The sequence below is a fragment of the Actinoallomurus sp. NBC_01490 genome (assembly GCF_036227085.1).
Taxonomy (GTDB): domain Bacteria; phylum Actinomycetota; class Actinomycetes; order Streptosporangiales; family Streptosporangiaceae; genus Actinoallomurus; species Actinoallomurus oryzae.
Window position 1 is genome coordinate 8,084,231 of sequence record NZ_CP109433.1, and the last position, 24,597, is coordinate 8,108,827.

24 protein-coding genes are annotated in these 24,597 nt (G+C 71.8%); 4 read left to right on the forward strand and 20 right to left on the reverse strand.

All coding sequences use genetic code 11. The annotated features are described in order from the left end of the window. Position 1: 1 nt before the first annotated feature. The 12 genes from OG417_RS37225 to OG417_RS37280 form a co-directional block, all read right to left on the reverse strand. Positions 2–877: an FAD binding domain-containing protein gene (locus tag OG417_RS37225; RefSeq protein WP_329239214.1), complete on the reverse strand. Its 876-nt coding sequence runs from the start codon at positions 875–877 to the stop codon at positions 2–4. Continuing rightward, positions 874–1,857, reverse strand: a complete 984-nt coding sequence (locus tag OG417_RS37230) for an amidohydrolase family protein (RefSeq protein ID WP_329239218.1) — start codon at positions 1,855–1,857, stop codon at positions 874–876. The genes OG417_RS37225 and OG417_RS37230 overlap by 4 nt, the downstream gene beginning before the upstream one ends. Then, positions 1,854–4,253: a xanthine dehydrogenase family protein molybdopterin-binding subunit gene (locus tag OG417_RS37235; protein ID WP_329239222.1), complete on the reverse strand. Its 2,400-nt coding sequence runs from the start codon at positions 4,251–4,253 to the stop codon at positions 1,854–1,856. Before OG417_RS37235 ends, OG417_RS37230 begins: the two co-directional genes overlap by 4 nt. Beyond that, on the reverse strand, positions 4,246–4,740 hold the full coding sequence (locus OG417_RS37240; protein WP_329239225.1) for a (2Fe-2S)-binding protein: 495 nt from the start codon (positions 4,738–4,740) through the stop codon (positions 4,246–4,248). Before OG417_RS37240 ends, OG417_RS37235 begins: the two co-directional genes overlap by 8 nt. Position 4,741: 1 nt before the next feature. Further along, on the reverse strand, positions 4,742–5,500 hold the full coding sequence (locus OG417_RS37245) for an alpha/beta fold hydrolase (protein ID WP_329239227.1): 759 nt from the start codon (positions 5,498–5,500) through the stop codon (positions 4,742–4,744). Positions 5,501–5,502: 2 nt separating this feature from the next. Continuing rightward, complete coding sequence (locus OG417_RS37250; RefSeq protein WP_329239230.1) at positions 5,503–6,246, reverse strand: ABC transporter ATP-binding protein; 744 nt, start codon at positions 6,244–6,246, stop codon at positions 5,503–5,505. 5 nt (positions 6,247–6,251) lie between these two features. Beyond that, positions 6,252–7,109, reverse strand: a complete 858-nt coding sequence (locus OG417_RS37255) for an ABC transporter permease (protein ID WP_329239233.1) — start codon at positions 7,107–7,109, stop codon at positions 6,252–6,254. Further along, complete coding sequence (locus tag OG417_RS37260; RefSeq protein WP_329239236.1) at positions 7,109–8,122, reverse strand: ABC transporter substrate-binding protein; 1,014 nt, start codon at positions 8,120–8,122, stop codon at positions 7,109–7,111. Before OG417_RS37260 ends, OG417_RS37255 begins: the two co-directional genes overlap by 1 nt. Positions 8,123–8,141: 19 nt before the next feature. Further along, positions 8,142–8,945 carry an IclR family transcriptional regulator gene (locus tag OG417_RS37265; protein ID WP_329239239.1) on the reverse strand — a complete coding sequence of 268 codons (804 nt, stop codon included), beginning with the start codon at positions 8,943–8,945 and terminating at the stop codon, positions 8,142–8,144. A gap of 100 nt (positions 8,946–9,045) precedes the next feature. Further along, positions 9,046–9,918, reverse strand: coding sequence for an ATP-binding cassette domain-containing protein (locus OG417_RS37270; RefSeq protein WP_329239242.1), 873 nt, complete (start codon positions 9,916–9,918; stop codon positions 9,046–9,048). Positions 9,919–9,997: 79 nt separating this feature from the next. Further along, entirely contained in the window at positions 9,998–11,041 is a 1,044-nt protein-coding gene (locus tag OG417_RS37275; protein ID WP_329239245.1) for an ABC transporter permease, read from the reverse strand. A gap of 13 nt (positions 11,042–11,054) precedes the next feature. Continuing rightward, positions 11,055–12,035: a sugar ABC transporter substrate-binding protein gene (locus OG417_RS37280; protein ID WP_329239248.1), complete on the reverse strand. Its 981-nt coding sequence runs from the start codon at positions 12,033–12,035 to the stop codon at positions 11,055–11,057. 213 nt (positions 12,036–12,248) lie between these two features. Here OG417_RS37280 and OG417_RS37285 point away from each other — a divergent pair, with 213 nt between their 5' ends. Further along, positions 12,249–13,043, forward strand: coding sequence for a class I SAM-dependent methyltransferase (locus OG417_RS37285; protein WP_329239251.1), 795 nt, complete (start codon positions 12,249–12,251; stop codon positions 13,041–13,043). Positions 13,044–13,061: 18 nt separating this feature from the next. On the opposite strand, the gene OG417_RS37290 is transcribed toward OG417_RS37285, so the two are convergent. Both OG417_RS37290 and OG417_RS37295 read right to left on the reverse strand, forming a co-directional pair. After that, positions 13,062–13,658 carry a hypothetical protein gene (locus tag OG417_RS37290; RefSeq protein ID WP_329239252.1) on the reverse strand — a complete coding sequence of 199 codons (597 nt, stop codon included), beginning with the start codon at positions 13,656–13,658 and terminating at the stop codon, positions 13,062–13,064. A 104-nt stretch (positions 13,659–13,762) separates the two neighbouring features. Then, entirely contained in the window at positions 13,763–14,734 is a 972-nt protein-coding gene (locus OG417_RS37295) for a LysR family transcriptional regulator (RefSeq protein WP_329239256.1), read from the reverse strand. A gap of 7 nt (positions 14,735–14,741) precedes the next feature. On the opposite strand from OG417_RS37295, the gene OG417_RS37300 reads away from it, so the two are divergent. Beyond that, a complete protein-coding gene (locus OG417_RS37300) occupies positions 14,742–15,539 on the forward strand; it encodes an aspartate/glutamate racemase family protein (RefSeq protein ID WP_329239259.1) in 798 nt (265 codons plus the stop codon). Between the two features lie 812 nt (positions 15,540–16,351). Here OG417_RS37300 and iolD read toward each other — a convergent pair. From iolD to OG417_RS37330, 6 genes are all read right to left on the reverse strand, one after another. After that, positions 16,352–18,211, reverse strand: a complete 1,860-nt coding sequence (gene iolD / locus OG417_RS37305; RefSeq protein ID WP_329239262.1) for a 3D-(3,5/4)-trihydroxycyclohexane-1,2-dione acylhydrolase (decyclizing) — start codon at positions 18,209–18,211, stop codon at positions 16,352–16,354. Positions 18,212–18,213: 2 nt separating this feature from the next. Then, on the reverse strand, positions 18,214–19,062 hold the full coding sequence (gene iolB, locus OG417_RS37310; RefSeq protein WP_329239265.1) for a 5-deoxy-glucuronate isomerase: 849 nt from the start codon (positions 19,060–19,062) through the stop codon (positions 18,214–18,216). After that, positions 19,059–19,949: a Cgl0159 family (beta/alpha)8-fold protein gene (locus OG417_RS37315; RefSeq protein ID WP_329262851.1), complete on the reverse strand. Its 891-nt coding sequence runs from the start codon at positions 19,947–19,949 to the stop codon at positions 19,059–19,061. Before OG417_RS37315 ends, iolB begins: the two co-directional genes overlap by 4 nt. 82 nt (positions 19,950–20,031) lie before the next feature. After that, positions 20,032–20,976, reverse strand: coding sequence for a 5-dehydro-2-deoxygluconokinase (gene iolC, locus OG417_RS37320; RefSeq protein ID WP_329239268.1), 945 nt, complete (start codon positions 20,974–20,976; stop codon positions 20,032–20,034). A gap of 66 nt (positions 20,977–21,042) precedes the next feature. Continuing rightward, positions 21,043–21,894: a TIM barrel protein gene (locus tag OG417_RS37325; protein WP_329239271.1), complete on the reverse strand. Its 852-nt coding sequence runs from the start codon at positions 21,892–21,894 to the stop codon at positions 21,043–21,045. Next, on the reverse strand, positions 21,891–22,889 hold the full coding sequence (locus OG417_RS37330) for a Gfo/Idh/MocA family protein (RefSeq protein ID WP_329239274.1): 999 nt from the start codon (positions 22,887–22,889) through the stop codon (positions 21,891–21,893). Before OG417_RS37330 ends, OG417_RS37325 begins: the two co-directional genes overlap by 4 nt. Before the next feature lie 176 nt (positions 22,890–23,065). Here OG417_RS37330 and OG417_RS37335 point away from each other — a divergent pair, with 176 nt between their 5' ends. Both OG417_RS37335 and OG417_RS37340 read left to right on the forward strand, forming a co-directional pair. Further along, entirely contained in the window at positions 23,066–23,803 is a 738-nt protein-coding gene (locus tag OG417_RS37335; RefSeq protein WP_329239277.1) for a GntR family transcriptional regulator, read from the forward strand. Positions 23,804–24,148: 345 nt separating this feature from the next. Next, positions 24,149–24,574 carry a hypothetical protein gene (locus tag OG417_RS37340; protein WP_329239280.1) on the forward strand — a complete coding sequence of 142 codons (426 nt, stop codon included), beginning with the start codon at positions 24,149–24,151 and terminating at the stop codon, positions 24,572–24,574. Positions 24,575–24,597 lie beyond the last annotated feature (23 nt).

Below are 24,597 nucleotides of genomic sequence, written 5' to 3' on the forward strand. Positions count from 1 at the left end.
TTCAGTTCTCCTCGGGTACGGCACGGCGGCAGGCGGCGCTGATGGCGCGGGTCAGCAGGGTGCCGGCCACGTCCTTCCGGTAGCCGGCGGTCGCGTGCAGGTCGTCGCTCGGCGTGACGGTGTCGCGGACCGCGTCGGCGGCGCGGGTCAGCTCGGCGGGCTCCGGCGGGCGCCCGCGGAGCAGCTCCTCCGCCTCGGTGGCGCGGTACGGCGTCGACGCCACGCCGGTCAGGCAGACCCGTACGTCGGCGAGCAGGCCGTCGTCCAGGGTGACCTGCGCGGCCACGCCGACCAGCGCGAAGTCGCCGCGCCTGCGCCCCACCTCCTCGAACGCGGCGCCGGTGCGCGGGGCGGCGCGGGGGAAGCGGACCGCCACGAGCAGCTCGTCCGCCTCCAGGTCGGTGGTGAGGTGGGTGCGGAAGAAGTCCCGGGCCGCGATCTCGCGTCGCCCGCGCGGCCCGGCGGCGACGAACACCGCGTCGAGCGCCCGGGCGACGGCCGGCAGCTCGGCGGCCGGGTCCGCGTGCGCGAGGCTGCCGCCGACGGTGCCCCGGTTGCGGATCGGCGGATGGGCGATGTTGGGAAACGCCGCGGCGAGCAGCGGGGCGTGCGCCGCGACGGCCGGGGAAGCCTCGGCCCGCGCCTGGACGACCATGGCGCCGACCACCAGTTCGTCGTGCGTACGCCGCAGCTCGGCCAGTGCCGCGATCCGCCCGAGGTCGACCAGGTGCTCCGGACGAGCGAGCCGGAAGTTCAGCAACGGCAGCAGGCTCTGGCCACCCGCCAGCACCTTGACGTCCGCGGAGTGTTCGGCGAGCAGCGCGACCGCCTCGTCCGTCGTGGCCGGGCGGTGCAGCGTGAAGTCGACCGGCTTCATGACGACAGGAGCCGCGCGACGGCGCCGCCCAGGATCTCGGACCGATCGCCGTCCTTCAGCTCCGCCCGGTCGACCACCTGGCGCGGCGTGAGGTCGCCGATCGGGAAGGGGTAGTCCGAGCCGAGCAGGACCCGCTCGGCACCGACCTTGCCGACGAGGAACTCCAGCGCGGCCGGGTCGAACACGACGCTGTCGAAGTACAGCCGGCCGAACGACTCCAGCGGGTCGGCGGTGCCTTCGGGGTTGATGAGGTGGTTGCGGACCAGCCGGCCGAGGACGTACGGCAGGGCGGCGCCGCCGTGCGCGACGACGATCCGCGCGCCCGGGTGCCGCGCCGGGACGCCCGCGTACAGCAGCCGCGCGAGCGTCACGGTGCTGTCCTCCAGGCGGGCGAGCCCGTTGACCAGCCCGAAGTCCTGGTATCGCGCGCTGGCGCCGCCGAAGCCCGGATGCAGCAGGACGACCGCGCCGGTCGCGTCGGCGGCCTCCCAGAAGGGGGTGAAGGCCGGGTCGTCGAGTTCACGCCCGCCCGCCCGGGTGGCGATCATGACGCCGGGCAGACCGGCGGCGCGGCAGGCCGCGAGCGCCTCGGCCGCGCGTCCGGGGTCCTGCAGCGGCACCGTGCCCAGCCCGACGAGCCGGTCGTCGGCGCCGGCCTCCTCGCCGATCGCCTCGGTCAGGCACGTGGACCAGTCGGCGCCCTCGTCGGCGGGCAGGTCGTAGCCGAAGATGTCGAGCCAGCCGCCGACGATCTGGCGGCCGACCCCCTGCTCGGTGAGCCAGTTCCGGCGCCGCTCCAGGTCGACGAGGCCGGGTGCGATCGGCCGGGTGGGCGTTCCGCCGGCGAAGCTGACGACGTGCGTGGCCTCGTGCGGGCGCACCTCGACATGCGGGAACCGCACGCGGCCCGCGGCCAGATCCTCCAGCAGCCCGCGGGGCACGAGGTGTGCGTGGATATCGGTCACCGGCATATCGGTCATTTCTCTCCTTGTTCTTCGGTCGCCCGCAGCGCCGACCAGACGTCGCTCGGCTTGATGGGCAGTGCGTGGATCGGTGGTGCGCCGCGCGCGGCGAGCGCGTCGTTGACGGCGCCGGCCACGGCGGCGGGAGCGCCCATGTAGCCGGCCTCCCCGGCGCCCTTCTGCCCCAGGCTGGTGAACGGCGACGGGGTGCAGTGCTCGGCGTCGGCGATGTCGGGGACCTCGTGGGCGCTGGGCAGCAGGTAGTCCATGAAGGACGTGGTGAGCGGCTGTCCGTCCGGGCTGAAGGCGAACTGCTCGTACAGCGCGACCCCGATCCCGTGCGCGGTGCCGCCGTACACCATCCCGCGTACGACGTCCGGGTTGATCACGGTGCCGCAGTCGTGCGCGATGAAGTAGCGGTCGAGTTCGACCCGGCCGGTGCCCGGGTCGATCGCCGCGAGCACCAAGTGGGCCTCGAACGAGTAGCAGGGGTAGAGCTGCACGGTGCCGTCCGGAGCGGCCAGGGTGCCGGACCGCGGCGTGTGCGCCACGTGGACGACCTCCAGGCCGGGCTGGATCCCCGGCGGCATCCGGTGCTGTTTCCGGTGGGCGATCACGGCGATCTCCCGCCAGCCGAGCCGCCGGTCCGGGTCCGTACGGACGAACACCTCGCCGCCGTCGTACCCGACCTCATCGGGTGACACGCCGAGGTTGTGCGCGCCGATCGCGGCGACCTTGGCCTTCAGCTCGTCGGCGGCGCCGCGGATCGCCTGCCCGAGGACGATCGTCATCCGGCTGCCCACCGGGCTCTGGGAGGGCATCCCGGTGAGCGAGTCGGCCCGGATCACCGCGATCGTCCGCGGGTCGCGGCCCAGCTCCTCCCCCACGAGGGTGGAGACCATCGTGTCGTGGCTCTGGCCGGCGGAGGAGATCCCGATGACCGCGGTGACCTGGCCGTCGGCGTCGACGCGGAGCCGGCAGCCCTCCGGGAAGGTCGTCTTGTCATTGGCCGGGTTCATGACGTTCTCGAAGATCGCGTTGCCGCCGCCGGGCTCCAGGCACGTCGCGACGCCGATGCCGGCCAGGCGCCCGGAGGCGCGGATCTCGTCGCGGCGGGCCTCCAGCGCGGCCAGGTCGGCGAGCGCCTCCGCCTTGTCGAGCACGGCCGGGTAGTCCCCGGAGTCGTACTCGGTGCCGCTGGGAATCCGGTACGGGAACTCCTCGGGCTGGATGAAGTTGCGGCGCCGCAGCTCCAGCCGGTCGACGCCCAGGTCACGCGCTGCCGCGTCCACCGCGGCCTCGATCGCGTAGTTCGTCGGCGACTGGCCGAACCCGCGCACCGCCACCTGCCCGGTCTTGTTCGTCACGACGGCGGTGGCGTTGTAGGCGACGCCGCCGATCCGGTACGGGCCGACGATGGCGCCGATGGGCTTGGCGAGCTGGAGCGGCGACCGGCCGGGGTAGGCGCCCTCGTCGTCGATCACGTCGATGCGGATGCCGGTGAAGACGCCGTCGGCGGTGTAGGCGAGCTCGACGTCGAAGATCCGGTCGGGACCGTGGAAGTCGCCGCCGTGCATGTTCTCGGTGCGGTCCTCGATGAGCTTCACCGGCACGCCGAGCATCCGCGACAGGTAGCCGGTGAGCACGCCGTGCTTGATCCCGCGCTTGACGCCGTAGCTGCCGCCGACGTCGACGTCGAAGTGCACGCGCACCTGGTTCGTGGGGATGCGCAGGGCGTGCGCGAGCTGGTCGGGGAACTGCGGCATCTGGATGGAGGCCCAGACGTCGAGCAGGTCGCGCGTCCGGTCCCAGGAGGCGACCACGCCGAAGGTCTCGATCGGCACCGTGGAGTTGCGGTTCCAGCGGCACCGGACGCGGGACGTGCCGGCGGCCTGTTCGAACGCCGCGTCCACCTCACCCCACCGGAACTCCCGGTGCGCCATGACGTTCGTGCCGTGGGCCGGGTGGACGAGCGGCGCGTCGGGGGCCGCCGCGACCTCGGGGTCGAGCACCGCCTCCAGCGGTTCGTAGTCGACGGAGACGAGCTCGGCCCCGTCCTCGGCGACCGCCCGCGACTCGGCGACCACGGCGGCCACCCACTCCCCGGCGTACCGGGTCTCCTCGGCGGCGAGCGGCCGCCACTGGACCTCCGGAACCGCGAGGTACTGGCGCAGTGGATCGGTGTCCTTGGCCAGCTCCGCACCGGTCAGCACGGCGACCACGCCGTCCAGCGCGAGGGCCTCCGACGCGTCGACGCCGGTGATGCGGGCGTGCGCGTACGGGCTGGTGACCAGGCCGACGTGAAGGGTGCCCGGCGGCGTGATGTCGGCGACGTAGCGCCCCCGGCCCGTGACGAAACGCCGGTCCTCACGGATGTTCCCCGGCCGGGACACCCAGCGGTAGGACTCACTCATGCGGCACGGCCTCCTCCGCGAGCGTCCGCGCGGCGCGTTCGACCGCCGCGCGGATCTGTACGTAGCCGGTGCAGCGGCAGATGTTGCCGCCGAGCGCCTCGTCGATCGCCTCGCGGGAGGGGTCGGGGTCGGCGTCCAGCAGCGCCTGCGCGGCCAGCACCATGCCGGAGGTGCAGTAGCCGCACTGCAGGGCGTGGGTCTCGCAGAACGCCTCCTGCACCGGGCTCAGGGCGTCCGGCCCGCCGACGCCCTCGATCGTGGTGACCTCGCGCTCCTCGGCCTGGACCGCCAGCACGATGCAGGAGCGGACCGGCGCGCCGTCGAGCAGCACCGTGCAGGCGCCGCAGACGCCCTGCTCACAGCCCAGATGTGTGCCGGTCAGGCCCAGGGTGTCGCGCAGGAAGTCGGCGAGGCTCGTCCGCGCGGGCGCCGTGCCGCGGCGCTCCTCGCCGTTGACGACCAGGGAGACCTCATGTCGGCTGCCCACGTCAGCTCCTTCCGTCGGCGAAGCCGGCCACGAGGCGCGTGAACTCCGCGGGGTTCTCCAGGTTGGACAGGTGGCCCGCGCCGGGGACCTCGGCGAGCTCGGCACCCTCGATGCCGGCGGCGATCCGCTCGGACAGCGCGCGCGGCGTCTTGCGGTCCCGGTCGCCCCACAGCACCAGCGTGGGCGCCCGGACCGCGCCGAGCCGGTCCTCCACCCGGGCGCCGAAGCAGGCGCGGGCGGTCGCCGCGTACGCCTCGGCGTCCATGCCGGCGATCGCGGACCGCACCACCTCGGCTCCCGGTGGCAGCGGCGAGACCGTGAAGGTGTCCGCGACGTAGGTGTCGGCGAGCGCGGCGGTGCCCTCCGACAGCGCCTGCCCGGCCAGCCCCTCGGCCTTGGCCGTGGCGACCTCCGGGTCGAGGGCGGCGAAGCTGTCGGCGACGACGAGCGCGGACACCCGGCCGGGGTGCGCGGCGGCGTACGCGATGGCCTGGATGCCGCCGAGGGAGAGCCCGACGAGCACGGCCCGCCGTACGCCGGCGGCGTCCAGAACGCCGTCCAGGTCGGTCACCCAGTCGCCGACGGCCGGCGGGCCGGTCCAGGCGGAGCCGCCGTGCCCGCGGCTGTCCGGCAGCACCACCCGGTGCCGGGTCCCCAGCGCCTCGGCCTGGTCGCGCCACATCCGGTGGTCGGTGCCGAGGCTGTGCAGGAACACCACGGCCGTGTCGCCGTCGGGTCCGGCGCTCACGTGGTTCAGCACCGTCACTCCGTGCCGCCTTCCGGGGTCATGCCGGCCAGCACCCGCGCGCGCAGCGCCTCCAGCGCGGCCGGGTCCGGGTCGGAGGGCACGGCGATATCGTCGGCGAGGTGTCCGGGCGGGCGCAGCACGAGGATGCGGCTGCCGAGCGTCAGCGCCTCGGCGAGCGAGTGCGTGATGACGACGCCGGTCTTGCCGCCTTCGCGCACCAGGTCGACGAACTCCCGCCGCAGCCCCTGTGCGGTGATCTCGTCGAGCGCGGAGAACGACTCGTCGCACAGGATGATCTCCGGGTCGACGGAGAAGGCGCGTGCCAGCGAGACGCGTTGCCGCTGCCCGCCGGAGAGCTGGTGCGGGTAGGCGTTCTCCCGCCCGGCGAGGCCGAGGCGCGCCAGCCAGTCGCGTGCGCGGTCCTGCCACTGGTCCTTGGGGATCCCGGCGAACCGCATCCCGATGCAGACGTTCTGCAGGGCGGTACGCCACGGCAGCAGGCGCGCGTCCTGGAACACCACCGCGACACGACGGCGGAACCAGTCGAACTCCGCGTACGGGTCGTGCCCCGCGACCCGTACCGTGCCCTCGCTGGGCGGGAACAGGCCGAGGATCAGGTTGAACGTGGTCGACTTGCCGCAGCCGGTGACACCGACGACGCTGACCAGCTCGCCCTCCTCGATGCCGAAGGTCAGATCGTGCACCGCGCGGTGGTCGACGAAGGCCTTCTCGACGCCGGTGAACTCGATGACGGGCATGGCGATCAGCCCTTCTGTGACGGGGTGGTGACGGACGCGCGGGTGTGACCGGCGGCGGACGGCCGGTAGCGCAGCGCCCACGCCTCGACGAGTTCGACGACGCCCTGGACGATCAGCATGCAGACGGCGAGCAACAGGGTCCACGAGACCACCGACGCCATGTCGAACAGCTGCTGCGCGGTCAGGAGCTGCGCGCCCACCCCGACAGTCGCGCCGACCAGCTCGGCGACCAGCACCATCCGGATGCCGAGCCCGAGGTTGACCTTCCACGCGGTGAAGATCCCCGGCGTGATGGCCGGCAGCGTGAGCTCGCGGAACAGCGCCCACCGGCCCGGCCGGAAGGACCGCGCCATGTCGCGCAGCTCCGCGGGCACCGCCCGATAGGAGTCGTACGTCTGCAGCACGAACCCCGGCAGCGTGACGACGAACATCACGAACCAGATCCGGAACTCCACGTTGGCGAACCAGATCACCGCGATGATCACCCAGGACAGGGACGGGATGCCCTGGACGAAGCGGACCGGCGGCAGCAGGTAGCGGGCGGCGAACCGACGGCCGCCCATGAGAAGGCCGAGGGCCAGCCCGACGACGAAGGACGCGGCCAACCCGGCGAACACGCGCAGCAGCGTCGTGAAGAGGCTGCTCAGCGAGTCGCCCGAGGTGAGGATGTCGCCGAGCTCGCGGGCGACGCTGGAGATGCTCGGCACGTCGTACTCGGGCGTGAAGCGCGACACGATCGCCCACACCGCGAGCAGCACGACGATCAGGATCGGCATGCTCGGGTCGCGGAACCGGCGCCGGGCGGGTCGGGAGTCGGTGGTGGAGGCCGCCTTGGGCGGCGGCGTGACGGTTGAGGTGGCCATCAGAGCCCCCGGTAGACGATTCCGGCAGGTGGATTCTTGGTCAGGTAACCGGTCTGGCGTCCGGCGTCGAACACGGCGCCGATGCCGGCGGTGAGCTGGGCGGCGGGCCGTACGTTGAGGCGCAGGCGGGCGTTGTCCTCGATGAGCGCCTGGATCGTGGCGGGCTTGCCCTTGGGGATCGCGGCGGCGATGGCCTTGGCGGCCTTCGCCGGCTCGCGCCGGGTGAAGGTGGCGGCGTCGGAGTAGATCTTGTAGAGGGTGGCGACGGTGTCCGGGTGGGACCGCGCCCACGCCGTGTGGGCGGCCAGGCCGAGGTAGGGCATCTGGTCGGTGCCGAACGCCCGCTGCCAGTTGGGCAGGCCCAGGTCCAGGGTGCGGATGCCGGGTTTGGCGTGCCGCAGCGAGGAGTAGGCGGGCTCCCAGATCTCGGTGGCGTCGGCCCGCCCCATGAGGGCCATGGTCGACAGGCCGGCGGTGGTCTGGTTGAGCAGCTCGACCTTGTGCAGGTCGAGCCCGGCCTGGCGGGCGAACCACTCGAACATCGCGTGGTTCGTCGTGCCGGTCGCCGCGGCGAGGCTGTGGCCGCGCAGGTCTCCCAGCCCGCGGATGGCGGGGTCGGAGGTGACGACCGCGGTGAAGTAGTCGAACAGGTTGAACAGGTAGCTCACGGCGACGCCGCGTTCGGTGCGCAGCGCCTCCGACAGCAGGGCGGCGCTGGCGCCGACCTCGTAGTGCCCGGAGGCGAACTCGGTGTTGTAGTTGTCCGGGGTGGCGTAGGCGTAGGAGACACGCAGGTTGTGCGCGACGTCGATGCCCTGGCTCTTGATCACGGCCGGGAGGAAGGCGCCGAGCGAGGGGGCACGGAACGCCAGGATCCGGATCGAGGCCCGGCCGTCCGAGGCGACGGTCAGGCCCTCGGCCGAGCCGCAGCCGGCCGCGGCGAGCGCCATCGCCGACAGGCCGCCGCCGAGCAGGGACCGGCGGGTCACGGACGGGTTCCGCGGGGGGATCATCACGGCTCCTCGGGGGGTCTCAGGCGTCATTCCGGGCGGCGGTGACCAGCGACGCCGGGCCGCCCAGCGCCCGTGAGACGGCGACGGCCGTGGCGACCGTACGGTCGCGGAGCTCGGGGAAGCGGTCGGGGCCGAAGCGCTGCTCGGGCAGGCAGATGCCGACCGAGGCCACGACCCTCCCGGTGTGGTCGCGGATCGGTGCGGCGACGCCGCCGACCCCTTCGCGGTAGCTGCCGTGGTTGACCGCGTGTCCCTCGTCGCGGACGGCCGCCAGGAGATCGGCGAGCGCGGCCGGGTCGGTCACCGAGTCGGCGGTGTAGGCCGGCAGGGGGCCGGTCAGGACGCGTTCGATCTCCTCGGCGGGCTCGAAGGCGAGCAGCGCCCGGCCGGTGGCCACGCACGTGGCCGGGCAGCGGCGGCCCACGTAGGACTTGGCCACGACCGGCTGGCGGCTCTCCAGCTTCTCGATGTAGACGACGTCACCGTGGTCGTAGACCGCGAGGTGGATCGTCTCCCCGGTCTCCTCGTTCAGCTGCGCGAGGAGGGGAGCGGCGACGGCGCGCATGTCGAGGTTCTGCACCCACATGCTGCCGAGCTCGAAGCAGCGGACGCCGGCGGAGTAGAGGGACGTCCGCGGCTCCTGGGTGACGTAGCCCCGCGCCTGGAGCGTGGACAGCAGACGGTGGATCGTGGCCTTCGGCCCGCCGACCTCGTCGACGATCTCGGCGAGCCGCCGCGGACCGCCGGAGCGTACGAGCAGCTCAAGGATGTCGAGCGAGCGTTCGAGCTGAGCGCTGCCCATGGAGTTGAACCCTTGTTCCATAAGTAACTTGTAGTTGGAACGCAGGTCCAATGTCAATGGGTGTAACAATACAAAACCGCCCTGCCCGGCACGAACCGGACAGGGCGGGTGGATGGATCGGTCAGTCGGACAGGCCGAGGTCGCGGGCGTCCTCGCGCAGCTCCGGTGCGCCCTCGACGCCCGCGCTCTCCAGCTCGTGCGCGAGCTCCTCCAGCTCCGCGCCGCCCGCCATCTCCGCGGTCAGCTCGGCGAGGGTGATGTCCCCTTTGGTGTGGTATCCGAGAGTACGACCACGTTTGAGCAGCAAAAACCGGTCTCCCACCGGGTACGCGTGGTGGGGGTTGTGGGAGATGAAGATGACGCCGAGACCGCGTTCGCGCGCCTGGGCGATGTAGCGGAGCACGACGCCCGCCTGCTTGACGCCGAGCGCGGCGGTCGGCTCGTCCAGGATCAGCACCTTCGCGCCGAAGTACACCGCGCGGGCGATCGCGACGCACTGGCGCTCGCCGCCCGACAGCGTGCCGATCGGCTGGTCGACGTCGCGCAGGTCGATCCCCATGTCGAGGAGTTCCCGCTTGGCCGTCGACCGCATGAACGAGGTGTCGAGCCGCTTGAACGGGCCGACGCCGGTGCGCTTCTCCGAGCCGAGGAAGAAGTTGCGCCACACCGGCATGAGCGGCACGACGGCCAGGTCCTGGTAGACCGTCGCGATGCCGCGTTCGAGCGCCTCGCGAGGCGATCCGAACGAAACCCGCTCGCCCTCGACCCGGAACACGCCCTCGTCGTGCCGGTGCAGGCCGGCGACGATCTTGATCAGCGTGGACTTGCCCGCGCCGTTGTCACCGAGCACGCAGGTGATCTCGCTCGCGCTCACCTCCAGGTCGATGTCGCGCAGCGCGATGATGTTGCCGTACCGCTTGCCGACGCCCTCCAGCTCGACCAGCGGCGTACCCGCGCCCACCGCGACGTCCTCGTTCACCTCGCTCGTGCTCATGATTCGCTCACCCACCTCACTCGCTCCGCGGACGGCCTCGTACCTCGACCGGCCGCTCCGCTCGCTGCGGTGTGCTCGCTCATTTCCCTGCCTCCGCCCGGCGCCGTACGACCAGGTTGACCACGGTGGCGGCGAGCAGCATCGCGCCGAGGAAGAACTTGAACCAGTCCGGGTTCCACTCGGCGTACACGATGCCGTTGCTCGTCATGCCCCAGATGAAGGCCCCGATGGCCGCGCCGATCGCCGAGCCGTACCCGCCGGTCAGCAGGCAGCCGCCGACCACCGCGCAGATGATGTAGAAGAACTCGTTGCCGACGCCCTCCCCGGACTGCACGGACTTGAAGTTGAACAGGATGTGCATCCCGTAGAACCACGCCGTGAAGGACACGCCCATGAACAGGGCGATCTTCGTCCGGGTGACCGGCACGCCGACCGCGCGGGCGCTGGCGGCCGACCCGCCGACCGCGAAGATCCAGTTGCCCGAGCGGGTGCGCAGCAGCAGCCACGTCGCGATGGCCACGAACACGATCCACCACAGCACGCTGATGTTCACCTGGACGCCGCCGATCGTGAAGTCGCGGGCGAACACGTCGCGGGCCTGGGCGAACCCGTCCATGTCCTCGATCGACGGCGTCGCGACGTTGTGCGTGATCAGCTTGGTGAAGCCCAGGTTGAGGCCGGCCAGCATGAAGAAGGTGCCGAGCGTCACGATGAAGCTCGGCAGCCCGGTCTTGACGTACAGCAGGCCGTTGAGGAAGCCGAGCGCCAGGGTCACCACGAGGGAGACCGCCACGCCCACCCAGACGTTCAGCGTGAGCTCGTAGCTGAACATCGACGCGATCAGCGCGGAGGAGGTGACCATCACCCCCGCGGACAGGTCGAACTCCCCGCCGATCATCAGCAGCGACACCGACACGGCCATGATGCCCATCGACGCGCTGGAGTACAGCACGGTCGAGAACGACGAGGCGCGCAGGAACGCGTCGGCGACCAGCGAGAAGAAGACGAACAAGACGATGGCGCCGATGAGGGAGCCGATCTCCGGCCGCCCCAGCAGCCTGCGGAACGACGAACGGGCCGCGAGGCGCTCGTCCACGGCGGGCGCGGACGGTGCGATGGTCATGAGTCTCCCGTCCTTATCGGGTGCCCCGGTCCGCGTACGGTGCGACGGCGTCCGCGTTGGACTTGTCGACGATCGCCGGCCCGGTGAGCACCGGCTGGCCGCCGCCGAGGATGTCGCCGTTGCGCTTGTACAGCCACAGCTCGTCGACGGCCTCGTAGCCCTGCAGGTACGGCTGCTGGTCGACGGCGAACTGGATGCGGCCGTCCTTGATCGCCGACACCAGGTCCTTGTTCATGTCGAACGTGGCGACCTTGGCCTTGCTCCCGGCGCCCTTGGCGGCGTCGACGGCGGTCAGCGCGATCTGGGCGTTCAGGGCCAGGATGCCGTCGATGCCCTTGTCGGCCTGAAGCTTGGCGGTCACCGCCGACTTCACCTGCGGCATGTTCGCGCCCTGCACGAAGAGGTTCTGCATCTGGCCGGAGAAGGTCTTCTTCGCACCGGCGCAGCGGGCCTCGAGGCCGACGTTGCCCTGCTCGTGGATCAGGCAGACGGCCTTCTTGATCCCGGCCTTGTTGAGCTGCTCACCGGCCGCCTGACCGGCGATGCTCTCGTCCTGGCCGAAGTGGGCCAGCGCGCCGAACTTGGCGGACTCCTCCGCGCCGGAGTTGATCGTCACGACCGGGATCTTGGCCGCGACGGCCTTGGCGACGACGTCCTTGAGCGCGTCCGGCTTGGCCAGCGTGACGATGATGCCGTCGACGTGCTGGTCGATGTAGGACTGCACGAGCTGCGCCTGCTTGCCCCCGTCCGGGTCCGCGGCGTACAGGAACTGCACGTTGTCCTTGGCGGACGCCGACTGCGCCCCCTTCTGCACGATGTCCCAGAACGCGTCGCCCTGAGCCGAGTGCGTGACCATGGCGATCTTGAGCCGGGGACCGCCGCTGCCGCTCAGTGCCTTGGTCGCCTGTTCGTCGGCCTTCTTCCCGCCCGAACTGCTGCACGCGCTCAGCGCCAGCAGCCCGGCCAGGGCCGCGGCGATCACCGTCCGCTTCATGACTGTCGGTCTCCTCTCGGGGGCACGCATCGACCGCGGCACCGACCGCATGGGGCGTGCGCCGAGGGTGCGACGCCCCGGGGGGTACGGTCCAGCCGCGGCTGGCGTGAGGGTACCGGCTCCGCCGGGCGCCGGACCAGCGCAGACCGTCTCTGTTCGGTTACGAGGGATTGATCGGATCTAACAAGATAATTCCGCTGGAGGCGATGGGCCATGGAGGATGACGCGAGGCGTCACGACCTGCGCGCCGGTTTCGACCGCGCGGCAGAGGACTACCAGCGCACGAGGCCGGTGTGCCCGCCCCGGCTGTTCGACGACCTGATCGACCGGGCCGGGCTCCGGGCGGGTGACCGGGTGGTCGAGATCGGCTGCGGTACGGGACAGGCGACCGTGCCGCTCGCCCGGCGCGGCCTGGCCGTCACCGCCGTCGAGCCGGGCGCCGGGCTGGCCGCCGTCGCCCGCCGTCGGCTGGCCGGATTCCCCACCGCCGAGGTGGTGACCTGCTTGTTCGAGGACTGGCGGCCACGGGACGACACTCCGGTCGACGCGGTGGTGGCCGTGAACTCCCTGCACTGGATCGACCCGGCGCTCCGTTACGCCAAGCCGCACGCGCTGCTGCGCCCCGGGGGCGCCATGGCCGTGGCCGAATGCCGGTGGGCACGGCCCGCGGACGCCGAACCCTTCTGGACGGAGGTGCAGGAGGACTACCGGGCCGTGGAGTTCGAGGGCAGCCCTCCGCCGCCGCCGGAACGGATCGGTCCGTGGCACTTTCCCCCCGAGGCGCGGAGCCTCTTCGAGGAGACGGCGAGCCTGCGCTACCCCTTCCAGGTCCGCTACAGCGCCGATGACTACCTCGCCAACCTGGCCACACAGTCGGGCACCGACGCGCTCGGCGAGGCGCGGCGCGCCGAGTTCCTCGCCCGCGTACGGCACCGGCTGGAGTCGCTCGGCTCGCCGACGCTCACCGCCACCTTCGTCGGCCGGCTGACCGTCGGACGGCGGGCGTGACGCCGGACCGAGAACGTCTCAGCCGTGGGGCAGCGACGCGAAGAGCGCCGACCTCGCGGCGCCCGAGGCGAAGTAGGCGCGCAGGATTCCGTTGCCGAGGGTTCCGCAGCCGTCGCTGATCGAGGCCACCAGGTCGGGAGCGTCGGTGTATCCGGCGATCAGCGAGGTGTGCCGCATGGTCGCCAGCAGGGGGCACGAGTGATCGCCGGGTTTCAACGGGACTCTCACCCCCTGCACCACACGAGCGATGTCGCGGTGATCGACCGAGAGGCCCGACCGCAGCCTCAGGTTCCATCCGGTGCTCTCCGAGCCTCCGTAGCGGCAGATGACGAGGCTCCGCGGGGTTCCGGGAATGAGCTGCTTCGCGTCAACCGCGCGATATCGGCTCTGCTCTCTCACCCGTCCCTCCGGCAGCGGGGTCCGGGGACAGCCCGCGGCGCCGGAGTGTCCGAGCACGCCGATCGTGACGACGAACCCGGCCGCCACGGTCAGGCACAGCGTGATGACGAGCGTCCGGTTCCGCGGTAACCGGGGCCGCCTGCGGCGGACGGCGCGCGCCGGAGCGGCGTCCGCGCCCCGGTGGGCGCCGTCCCGACGGGACTGTTCGGGATCCATGTCCGGAGACTAGAGGTAAGGCCGCTGTTCCTGCTTGCCAAGCGGGGTGGCGTGCCCACCGCCGGCTGTCGCGGGTCATGACGTCGTTGCCTTAGCGCCGTCGATCACTGATCAGTCAGCAGGCGCTTCTCGCCGCCCACCGGCGCCGGCGTTGATGACGCCGTGGTTGGCGGCGTCGCGCCGAGAGGTCCGCGCCGGGTCAGCTCGTCGAGCAGTTGCCGAGCGGAGGGTGGGGTGGGTCGCTCTGCCGGGAGCCAGACCGCGATCTCGCGGTACAGGGGTGGGTCTAGCGGAAGCACGGTTATGTCGCGGCGTCGGTGGGCGGCGAGGGAGAGTTCGGGAAGTATGGCCGCGCCTTGTCCGGCTGCCACCATCGCCTGCATCAGCACGTAGTCGTCGGTCACCTGATGGTGCAGAGTGGGGTGGACGGACTCGCGTGCGCAGTGCCGGATGAACCGTTCTTGGCAGACGGGACACCCGGCAATGACCGTGGCCGTGTCGAGATCCTTTACGGCCACCGCTTCGGTCGTGGCCAGCGCGTGCTTGGCGGGGAGCGCGACAAGGACGGGATCACGTCCAAGGATCGTCACCCGTGCGCCTTGGGGTGGCTCGTCGTGGAAGGTGACCGCCACATCGGCTGCCCCGTCGTCCAAGGCTGCCAGGGCCTCAGGGGGTTCTGCTTGTCGCACATCGACCCGCAGGTTCGGTTCCGTACCGGTGAGTGAGGTGATGGCGTCGACGAGCAGGGTGGCGCACGCCGTCGGGAACGCGGCCACCCGAAGCCGCGGTGCGTGGCCGCGCGCCAGGTCGGGCAGGGTGTCCCGGGCGGCGGTCAAGGAGGCAGCGATCTCAGCTGCGTGACGGGCGAGGACGGTACCGGCCGAGGTGAGTCGGACTCCCCGCCCGGATCGCTCGACCAGGGCACAGCCGGCGGAACGTTCGAGTCGCTTCACGTGCTGGCTGATGGCTGGATGGGTCCAGCCGAGCTCACGTGCCGCAGCGGACATGGAGCCGGTGCGTTCGATGAGATGGAGCACGACAAGGCTTCGAGGGTCGAGGTCGAGCAGGTGTCCCATGTCATGAATGGTGACAGGTGCCGTCACGAAGTCACTCTTTTTCTTTCAGGTTCGGCGGCGCACCATGGCTGCCATGGAACTTATTGGGGTCATCGGCGGTATGAGCTGGGAGTCGACGGCGGAATACCTGCGGCTGCTGAACAACGGCGCGAGGGCCCGGCTCGGCGGGCTGCACTCTGCCCGACTGCGGGTGGCGACCGTGGACTTCGCACTGATCGAACGGATGCAGGCGGACGGCGATTGGTCCGCCGCAGCAGACGCGCTGGTCCGGGAGGCTCGATCGCTCCAGGCCGCGGGCGCGGCGTTCGTCCTCATCGCGACGAACACGATGCACAAGGTCTATGACGAGGTCGCTGAGGCTGTCACGATCCCGGTGCTGCACCTCGGCGATGTCACCGCCAAGGCCGTCACCGCCGCCAAGCTGACGCGAGTGGGGTTGCTGGCCACGAAGTACACGATGGAGCAGTCCTTCTACCGCGATCGGCTCGCGATGCATGGCATCCAGACCCTTACCCCGGATGACACGGACCGGCAGACCGTGCAGCGGATCATCTACGACGAGCTGTGCGTCGGACGAGTCGAACCCTCGTCCCGTGACCAACTGCTCGCCATCGCCCGATCACTGGTCGCCGGCGGAGCCGAAGGCATCGTCCTCGGGTGCACGGAACTCGAACTCAGCATCAGCCGGGAACACCTCGACGTCCCCGTCTTCCCGACTACCACGCTGCACTGCCAGGCCGCACTCGATCGAGCCCTCGCACCCGATCGAATCTCCGGGCTCCCGACGGTGTCAACAACGTCCTGACCAGCAGCTGGTCCGCGGCCATCCTGGCGCGGGGCGAGGTACCGGCCGCTCTCGGGCGCCGTGGTCGTTCGCTCACTGGCTGCGATCCCGCCGACCGTGCGGGCATGCGACGTCCCGATCATCTACGTCCGTGCGGCGCTTCGTCCGGACGCTGCCGAGGTGCCCACCCGCAACCCGCTCGCCACCTGGACGCTGGGCGCCGGGGGAGCTGTTCCAGGAATCGTTTGAGCAGCGTGTTGGCCACAGCCGGCCCGACCCTGCGAGCCTGGCACTGGGGTCCATGCGACCCCGAGGGGTTCGCAGCGATGGGCGTCGCCGAAACGTTGCTGCACACCCACGACATCACGCGAGGACTGGCCGTGGACTGGCTGCCGCCCGCGCCGCTGAGCGCAGCCGTACTCAAACGGCTGTTTCCGGACGCCTCGCATGGAGACCCCGTTCAGGTACTTCTCTGGTGCAGCGGACGCGGGGACCTGGAAGGCATCCCCCGCCGGACATCGTGGACGTGGAAAGCAGCACGATCCGACTGATTCTCGCACGCTCGCATCGGCCACCGTTCGCCGCCGACGTCGCCGCCGCCGACGTCAGCGAGGCGGCAGGATTCGCCGCGTGGCCGCACATGGACATGCACGATGTCGGAACGGCCCGCGCTTACTACCGCATGACCGTCGAACGCGCACGGGACGCCGGTGACGGCCTGCTCGCCGCACGAGACCATGACCTGCCCGTCCGCGTCTCCTGCCCAGATGGCGCGTCACGCGACGAGCCATCTGGGCCTTAATCCCAATCTGTGATGATTTTCCCTACACAGGTCACAGGTAGGGGCGCTGTTCCTGCTTGTCCTTCTCATAACGGGCGCGGGCCTCGCGTACGGTGTCCAGGCTCGAGACCTCGGCGACCGGGACGTCCCACCAGGCCTCGCCGTCCGGGGCCGGGCGCAGCGGGTCGGTCTCGACGTGTACGACCGTCGTGCCGGACTCCTCGCGGGCCCGGGCGAGGGCGTCGCGCAGCTCCGGGGCGGTGCGCGCGGTGAACACCCGTGCGCCGAGGCTCGCGGCGTTGGCGGCGAGGTCGACGGGGAGCACGTCGCCGTTCAGGCCCGAGGGGGTGCGGTAGCGGTAACGGGTGCCGAACCGCTGCGCGCCGACCGACTCCGACAGGTTGCCGATCGAGGCGAAGCCGTGGTTCTGCACGAGGACGACGATGAGCTTGACGCCCTCCTGCACGGCCGTGACCAGCTCGCCGGACATCATCAGGTACGACCCGTCGCCGACCATGACGAACACCTCGCGGCCGGTGTCGCCGCCCTCGTCGAGGGCCATCTTCACGCCCAGGCCGCCGGCGATCTCGTACCCCATGCACGAGTAGCCGTACTCGACGTGGTACCCCTTCGGGTCCCGAGGCCGCCACAGTTTGTGCAGGTCACCGGGCATCGCACCCGCGGCGCACACCACGACGTCGCGATCCCGCGCCGCCTCGCCCACGAGGCCGAGCACCTCCGACTGGGCGGGCAGGCCGTTCTCCGACGGGCGGAAGGCCTCGTCCACGACGGCGTTCCAGCGGGCGACGCGCTCGCGGGTCTCCTCCCGGTACGCCTCGGGCACCGACCAGCCCTCCAGCGCGCCGCGCAGCGCCGCCAGGCCGGCCGCCGCGTCGGCGACCAGTGAGGTGCCGGCGTGCTTGGCCGCGTCGAACGCGGCCACGTTCAGGTTGACGAACCGGGCCCGCCCGAAGAGGCTGCGCGAGGCCGTCGTGAAGTCGCTGTAGCGGGTGCCGACGCCGATGACCACGTCGGCCTCGCGGGCCAGGGCGTTCGCCGCGGTGGTGCCGGTGGCGCCGATCGCGCCGGCCGCCTGCGGGTGGTCCCACGGCAGCGAGCCCTTGCCGGCCTGGGTCTCCCCCACCGGGACGCCGGTCGCCTCGGCGAAGGCGCGCAGCTCCTCCGTGGCACGGGAGTAGATCACTCCGCCGCCCGCCACGATCAGCGGCCGCTCGGCGCCGCGGATCAGCTCGGCCGCCCGCGCGAGCGCGGCGGGCTCGGGCACCGGCCGGGCCACGTGCCAGACCCGCTCGGCGAACAGCTCCTCGGGCCAGTCGTACGCCTCGGCCTGCACGTCCTGCGGCAACGCCAGGGTCACCGCACCCGTCTCGGCCGGATCGGTCAGCACCCGCATCGCGGCCAGCAGCGCCGACGGGAGCTGCTCGGGCCGGTTGATCCGGTCCCAGAACCGTGACACCGGCTTGAACGCGTCGTTGACCGACACGTCGTACGAGCGTGGGTCCTCCAGCTCCTGGAGCACGGGATTGGCGACGCGGGTGGCGAAGACGTCGCCGGGCAGGAGCAGCACCGGGATCCGGTTGATCGTCGCCAGTGCGGCGCCGGTCACCATGTTGGTCGCGCCCGGCCCGATCGAGCTGGTGCACGCGAACGCGCGCAGCCGGTCGTGCGCCCGCGCGAAGCCGACGGCCGTGTGCACCATCGCCTGCTCGTTGCGCGCCTGGTAGTACGGCAGGTCCTTGCCGTACTCCAGCAGTGCCTCGCCGATCCCCGCGACGTTGCCGTGGCCGAAGATGCCGAAGCAGCCGGCGAAGAACCGCTGCCGTACGCCGTCGCGCTCGGTCCACTGGTTCGCCAGGAAACGGACGATCGCCTGTCCGGTGGTGAGCCTCATGATCACTCCGCTGCCGAGGTCAGGGGAAGGCGGGGGTCGGGTTCCTGCCCCGCCCAGGTCTCACGGATCCACGCGTGCGCGGGATCGTCGCAGATCAGCCACTGCCGCTCCGCTCCCGGACCGGCCATGACGTTCAGGTAGTACAGGTCGTACCCCGGTGTGGCCATCGACGGGCCGTGCCAGCCGTGCGGGATGACCACGACGTCTCCGGTGCGCACCTCGGCCAGCACGTCGATCGGCCGGTCCTCGGTGCCGTACACCCGCTGGTAGGCCATGCCGCCGCCGGCCACCTCGAAGTAGTAGATCTCCTCCAGCTCGCACTCGCCCTCACGCGCCTCGTCGTGCTTGTGCGGCGGGTAGGAGGACCAGCAGCCGCCCGGCGTGATCACCTCGCAGGCGATCAGCTTGTCGGCGTACGGGAAGGCCTCCGGGGTGCAGAAGTTGTTCACCTGGCGGCTGGCGACGCCCGCGCCCCGCAGCTCCACCGGGACATCCTCGGCCGGGACGTACCGGGCGGTCAGGCGCCGTTCGCACCGCGCCGACGGCAGCGCGAACCGCCCGCTCCCGCGTACGCGCACGGTGGCCTCGCGCGGCACGTACACGAAGTCGGTGACGCGGGAGAAGACGTCCTCGCGCCCGGCGACCTCGAACGTCGCGCCGTCGCACTCGACCGTGCAGCCGCCGTTCAGCGGTAGCACGAGCATCTCCTCCTCTCCCGTCCCGAACACGTGCTCGCCGTCGATCTCCAGCGTTCGCAGCCCGGAATAGGTCCAGCCCGCCGTCTCCGGCGTGACGACCAGACCGTACGGCGCGGACGCCGTGCTTCCCTGGGGCAGGTGGTACTTCGTCAAGGCATGACCTCCACCGCCGCGTCCACTGCGGCCGCGACGTCGTCTCCGGGCGGATACAGCAGGGTGCGGCCGGCCACGATGCCCATCACACCGGGCAGCGCCAGGGCCTTGCGCCAGGTCGCCAGGGCGGCGTCCCGGTCGTCGGTGACCTCACCGCCGAGCAGCAGCGCCGGCAGCGTCGAGGCCGCCATCACGCGCTCCATCTCGTCCACGACCGGCACTTTCAGCCAGGTGTGGGCCGAGGTGGCGCCCAGCCCCGAGGCGATCGCGACGGCCCGCGTCATGGCCTCTGGGGTGAGCACGTTGCGCACCCGGCCGCCCTCGCGCCGGGAGATGAACGGTTCGACCATCGCCATGAGCCCCTGCCGGGCCAGACCGGTCACCGCGTGCGCGCACGACTCCAGCGTGCGGGCGGTCGCCGGATCGTCGTCGTCGATCCGCAGCAGCATCTTGCCGCCGTCCAGTCCCCGTTCGGCGATGGCCGGCACGTCGTAGGCGGTGAACCGGTCGTCGATCTCGAACGACGCCCCGGCCAGCCCGCCGCGGTTCATCGAGCCGATGACGACCTTGTCGTCCAGGACGCCGAGGAGCAGCAGGTCCTCGATCACGTCGGGCGTGCCCAGCACGCCGTCCACGCCGGGCCGCCCCAGCGCCACGCACAGCCGGCGCAGCAGCTCGGCGCGGTCGGCCATGGCCAGCGGCCGGTCGCCGGCGGCGAAGGCGCCACGCGCCGGATGGTCCGCCGCGACGATCATGAGCCGGCCGGACGGGCCGAGCAGCGACGGCCGTCGTTTCCGGGTGGCCGCCGCCTCGGCGACGGCCTGCGGACGGTGCGCGCGGATCTCGGTCAGCGCGCCGATCCGTTCCGCGAACTCGCCGCCGTGCATGCCGGTTCCCTCGTTCACGGGCCCTCCTTCGTCGGGAGAGTGACCGGGCACACGTGGTGTCCGGTCCGCTCGCTGCGCTCGCTCACGGGGCCTCCGTTCGCTGGGAGAGCAGTTCTTCGACCTCGGCGGTGGTGGGCATCGCCTCCGAGCAGGCGATCCGCGAGGCGACGATCGCGCCGGCCGCGTTCGCGAACCGGATGATCCGGCCGGCGTCCCAGCCGGCCAGCAGGCCGTGGCAGAGAGCGCCGCCGAACGCGTCGCCCGCGCCGAGCCCGTTGACGACGTCGACCGCGACCGGCGGCGCCTCGACCACGCCGTCGTCGTCGGCGGCCAGGACGCCCTTGGGGCCCTGCTTGACGATCGCCAGCCGCACACCGCGCTCCCGCAGCGCGGCGGCGGCGCGGCGCGGGTCGCTCTCGCCCACCGCGACGGCGCACTCCTCCTGGTTGCCGACCACGACGGTGACGTGGTCGAGGGCCTTGTCCACCCAGTGCCGCGCCTCCTCCGGCGACGGCCAGAGCATCGGCCGGTAGTCCAGGTCGAGCACCGTGGTCCCGGCGTGCGCCTCCAGGCCGGCGAGCGTCGCCGTACGGCTCGGCTCGTCGGACAGGCCCGTCACCGTCGCCCAGAAGATCGTCGCCGCGCGGATGGCGTCGAGGTCGAGCTCGTCCGCGCGGATCTCCATGTCGGGCGCCTTGGGATAGCGGTAGAAGTACAGCGGGAAGTCGTCGGGGGGAAAGATCTCACAGAACACCACCGGCGTGGGCAGTTCGCGCACCGGCGTCACGAAGCGGTCGTCCACGCCGTACCCGCGCAGCGCCTGGTGGATGAAGCGCCCGAACGGGTCGTCGCCGGTCCGTGTGATCACCGCGGTCTTCCGCCCGTGACGGGCGGCGGCGACCGCCACGTTGGTCGAGCTGCCGCCGAGGTACTTGCCGAAGGTCTCGACGTCCTCCAGCCGTACGCCGACCTGGAGCGGGTAGACGTCGACGCTCACCCGCCCCATCGTGATCAGATCAAAGCCCATGAGTCCTCTTCCGCCGGAGGGGGTGACCGCTGGCGCCGTACTCGTCGATTCCCTCGTTCCGCTCGGTCATGTGGTCTCCATGAACGCCACGCTCGTCCGTACGTCGTCGACCGGGCCCGTGTCGGGAGGCGGCTCGGCGGTAAGGATCGTGTCCTGTTCCATGACATACCAACCGCCATAGCCCGCTGCGGTGAGGGCGTCGATGATTCCGGGGATGTCGATGTCCCCCTTGCCGAGGGGCCGGTAGATCCCCTGCCGTACGGCGTCGGTGTAGAGGAGCTCTCCGGCGCGCACCCGTGCGGCCAGCCGGGCGTCCACGTCCTTCAGGTGGACGTGGGCGATCCGGCCGGACGCGGCGCGGGCCAGCGCTAGCGGGTCGGTGCCGCCGATGAGCAGGTGGCCGGTGTCGAGGCAGAGCGCGATCCGCGACCCGGCCAGGACGCGGTCGACCTCCGCGGGCCCCTCGACGACCGTGCCGACGTGCGGGTGCAGCGTGGCCAGCAGGCCGCGGCCCGCGGCGTGGTCGGCGACGCGGTCGAGGTTGGTCAGGAGGGTCCGCCAGTCGTCGTCGGTCAGGGCGGGCCGTTCGTCGTAGCCGTCCAGGCCGGTCGCGGCGGCCAGCACGAGCGTGCGGGCGTCGCCGAACCCGGCGAGCGCGCGCTCGACGTCCGGAAGCGGGTCGTGGCCGGCGTCGTGGAGCACGACCGGGACGAAGCCGCCGACCGCCCCGAGCCCGTACTCCGCCAGCAGCGCGGACCGCTCGCCCGGCTCGGCCGGCAAAAACCCGTCCGGGCCGAACTCCGTCGCGGCCAGCCCGGCGTCCCGCATCTCGGCCAGCACCCGGCCGGGCTCCATCTGGTGACCCCAGCCCGGCACCTCGCACACGCCCCAGGAGATCGGCGCACCGGCGATCCTCATGCGCGGACCTCCTCGACCGGCACGGCGCGCGCCTCCCGCCGGGACCGCTCGCACGCCTCGGCGACGTAGAACGCCTCCAGCGCCTCCTCCGGCGGGCAGGGGCTCTCGGCCTCGCCGGCGACGACCCGCAGGAACGCCCGCATCTCGGCGGTGTACGCCGGGCCGAACCGGTCGAGGAATCCGGTGCAGGGCGCGCCGGCGTGCAGGAGGTCCCCGTCGGCGGTCGCGAGCGGCGTGTGCTCGTTCAGGCCGGCGACCAGGCTGTCCTTGGCTCCCAGCGCCTCCAGCCGCACGTCATAGCCGGCCGCGTTGTAGCGGGTCTCGCTGATGATCGCGATGGTGCCGTCGTCCAAGGTGAGCAGGGCGGCGCCGGTGTCCACGTCGCCGCTCTCGGCGAAGTAGTCCTCGCCCTTGTTCGCGCCGACCGCCACGACCTGGACGACCTCGCGGCCGGTGACGAAGCGGACGCCGTCGATATCGTGGACCGCGCAGTCGCGGAAGATGCCGCCGGAGACCGGGATGTAGCCGGGGGGCGGCGGCGCCGGGTCGAGCGTGCAGGACCGTACGGTGTGCAGCCAGCCGAGCCGTCCGGCCGCCACGGCGTCGCGCACGGCGACGTGGCCGGCGTCGAAACGACGCTGGAACCCCATCTGGACCTGGCAGCCGGACCGCCGGACGGCCTCCATGACTTGGAGCGTTCCAACGATGTCCGGCGCGACGGGCTTTTCGCAGAAGACCGGGATGCCGGTATCGGCCGCGCGCGTCACGAGGTCCGCGTGGGCGTCGGTCGCGGCCGCCACGACGATCGCGTCGAGGCCGGAGGAGAACAGGTCGCCGACCGAGTCCGCCGCCCGCGCCCCGTGCTTGCGGGCGAGCGCCCTCGCCCTGTCGGCATCGACATCAGCGATCAGGACCGACTCGACTTCTGGCAGACCGCCCAGGGTTTCGGCGTGCCGGGCCCCGATGCGCCCGGCTCCGGCGAGCCCGATTCTCATAGGGTCCTCCGTGGTAGAACGTGTGCGAGCCGCGTTACGAGCGGGTTAACTCGGTGTTCCCGAGTCTGCTGCCGGATCTCCGGCCATGTCAACGATTTGTCATGACATTAAGAGGTAATACCTAAGTTGGGGAGAGCGGCGCTAAGATCTCGACATTCCGACCCTGAGGATCCGAGGTGCAGCGACCACCACTGACCGTCGACCGGAACAGCCCGGTCCCGCTCTACTTCCAGCTGGCGGAGCAGTTGGAGGCCGCGATCGTGGCGGGGACGCTCACTCCCGGATCACGCCTGGAGAACGAGATCGAGCTCGCCGACCGGTGCGGCCTCTCCCGGCCGACGGTCCGCCAGGCGATCCAGCACCTGGTCGACAAGGGCCTGCTGGTGCGCAAGCGCGGCGTCGGCACCCAGGTCGTCCAGGCGCAGGTCAAACGCCCCATCGAGCTCACCAGCCTGTACGACGACCTGGCCGCCGCCCAGCGCTCCCCGCGCACGAAGGTGCTCGAACTGGCCACCGTGCCGGCCGGCGACGAGGTCGCCAAGGACCTCGGCGTGTCCCTCGGCACGCCCGTCGTCCGCCTGCGGCGGCTGCGGCTGACCGACAGCGAGCCGCTGGCCCTGCTGACCAACCACCTGCCCCTCGACGTCGTCGAGCTGACCGCCGAGCGGCTCGAACGCCACGGGCTGTATGAGATCCTGCGCGCGGCCGGGGTCAACCTGCGGATCGCGAACCAGACCATCGGCGCGCGTGCCGCGACCACGGCGGAGGCCATGCTGCTGGACGAGCGTCGGGGCGTGCCGCTGCTCACCATGACCCGCACGGCCTTCGACGACAAGGGCCGCGCCATCGAGTACGCCACGCACGTGTACCGTGCGAGCCGCTACTCCTTCACCCTCACCCTCGTCGAACGCTGACGCCCGCGCCGGGGCCGGCGTTCGTGACGAAGGGGAGGACGGCGGGCCGCTACGGTCGGGCTCGGTGCCGGCCGCCGCTCGCCCGCGGCGCGTGGTCGGTGAAGGCCGGCGGCGTCGACGGGCGATCAAACAGCCGGCTCCGGATCCCGACGTCCTCGGCGGTGGGGCCGGCGATGCCGAGCCCGGTGAAGATTCCGCCCGCGGCCGTCTTCGGCGCGGACGGTTCGCCGTACCCCACGACGAACAGAGGACAGGCGACCCCGTCCTGGCGCCGCCGTGCGGACGGGGAATAGTCTCGGCGCCTGGCCGGCGCCCGCCGGCCCGATTCTTCGCGGTGGTGACCACGTGCTCGATCCCGGCGACGGCCCGGTGAGACGCTCCCCCGAACTCTCCGGTGACGATCCGGGCGAACAATTCCCGGAAAGGCCCGGCGACGATCCGGCCGGACATTCGCCGGGCGTGCCCGGCGAGCGACGGCCGTGGCTCGTCGCCTGCCTCGTCGCCGTCTTCGTCGCGGCGGGCCTCATCATGATCCTCACGTCCGGGCAGGACCACCACGGCGAGGCGAGACTCGTCTGCGAACGCTTCGTCAAGGGCCGCGTGCCCGGCACCGACGTGCGCTTCTCCGGGGAGAAGGTCCGCGACCTGTCATCGATCCGGCACACCGTCACCGGGACGGCACTCGTCGCCGGCCGTCCGCCGGCGCCGTACACCTGCACCGTCGACCACGGCGGAACGTCGTGGCGTCTGGTCTCCCTGACCGGAGTCTGACGCCGGGCCCGTCTGTCGGCACC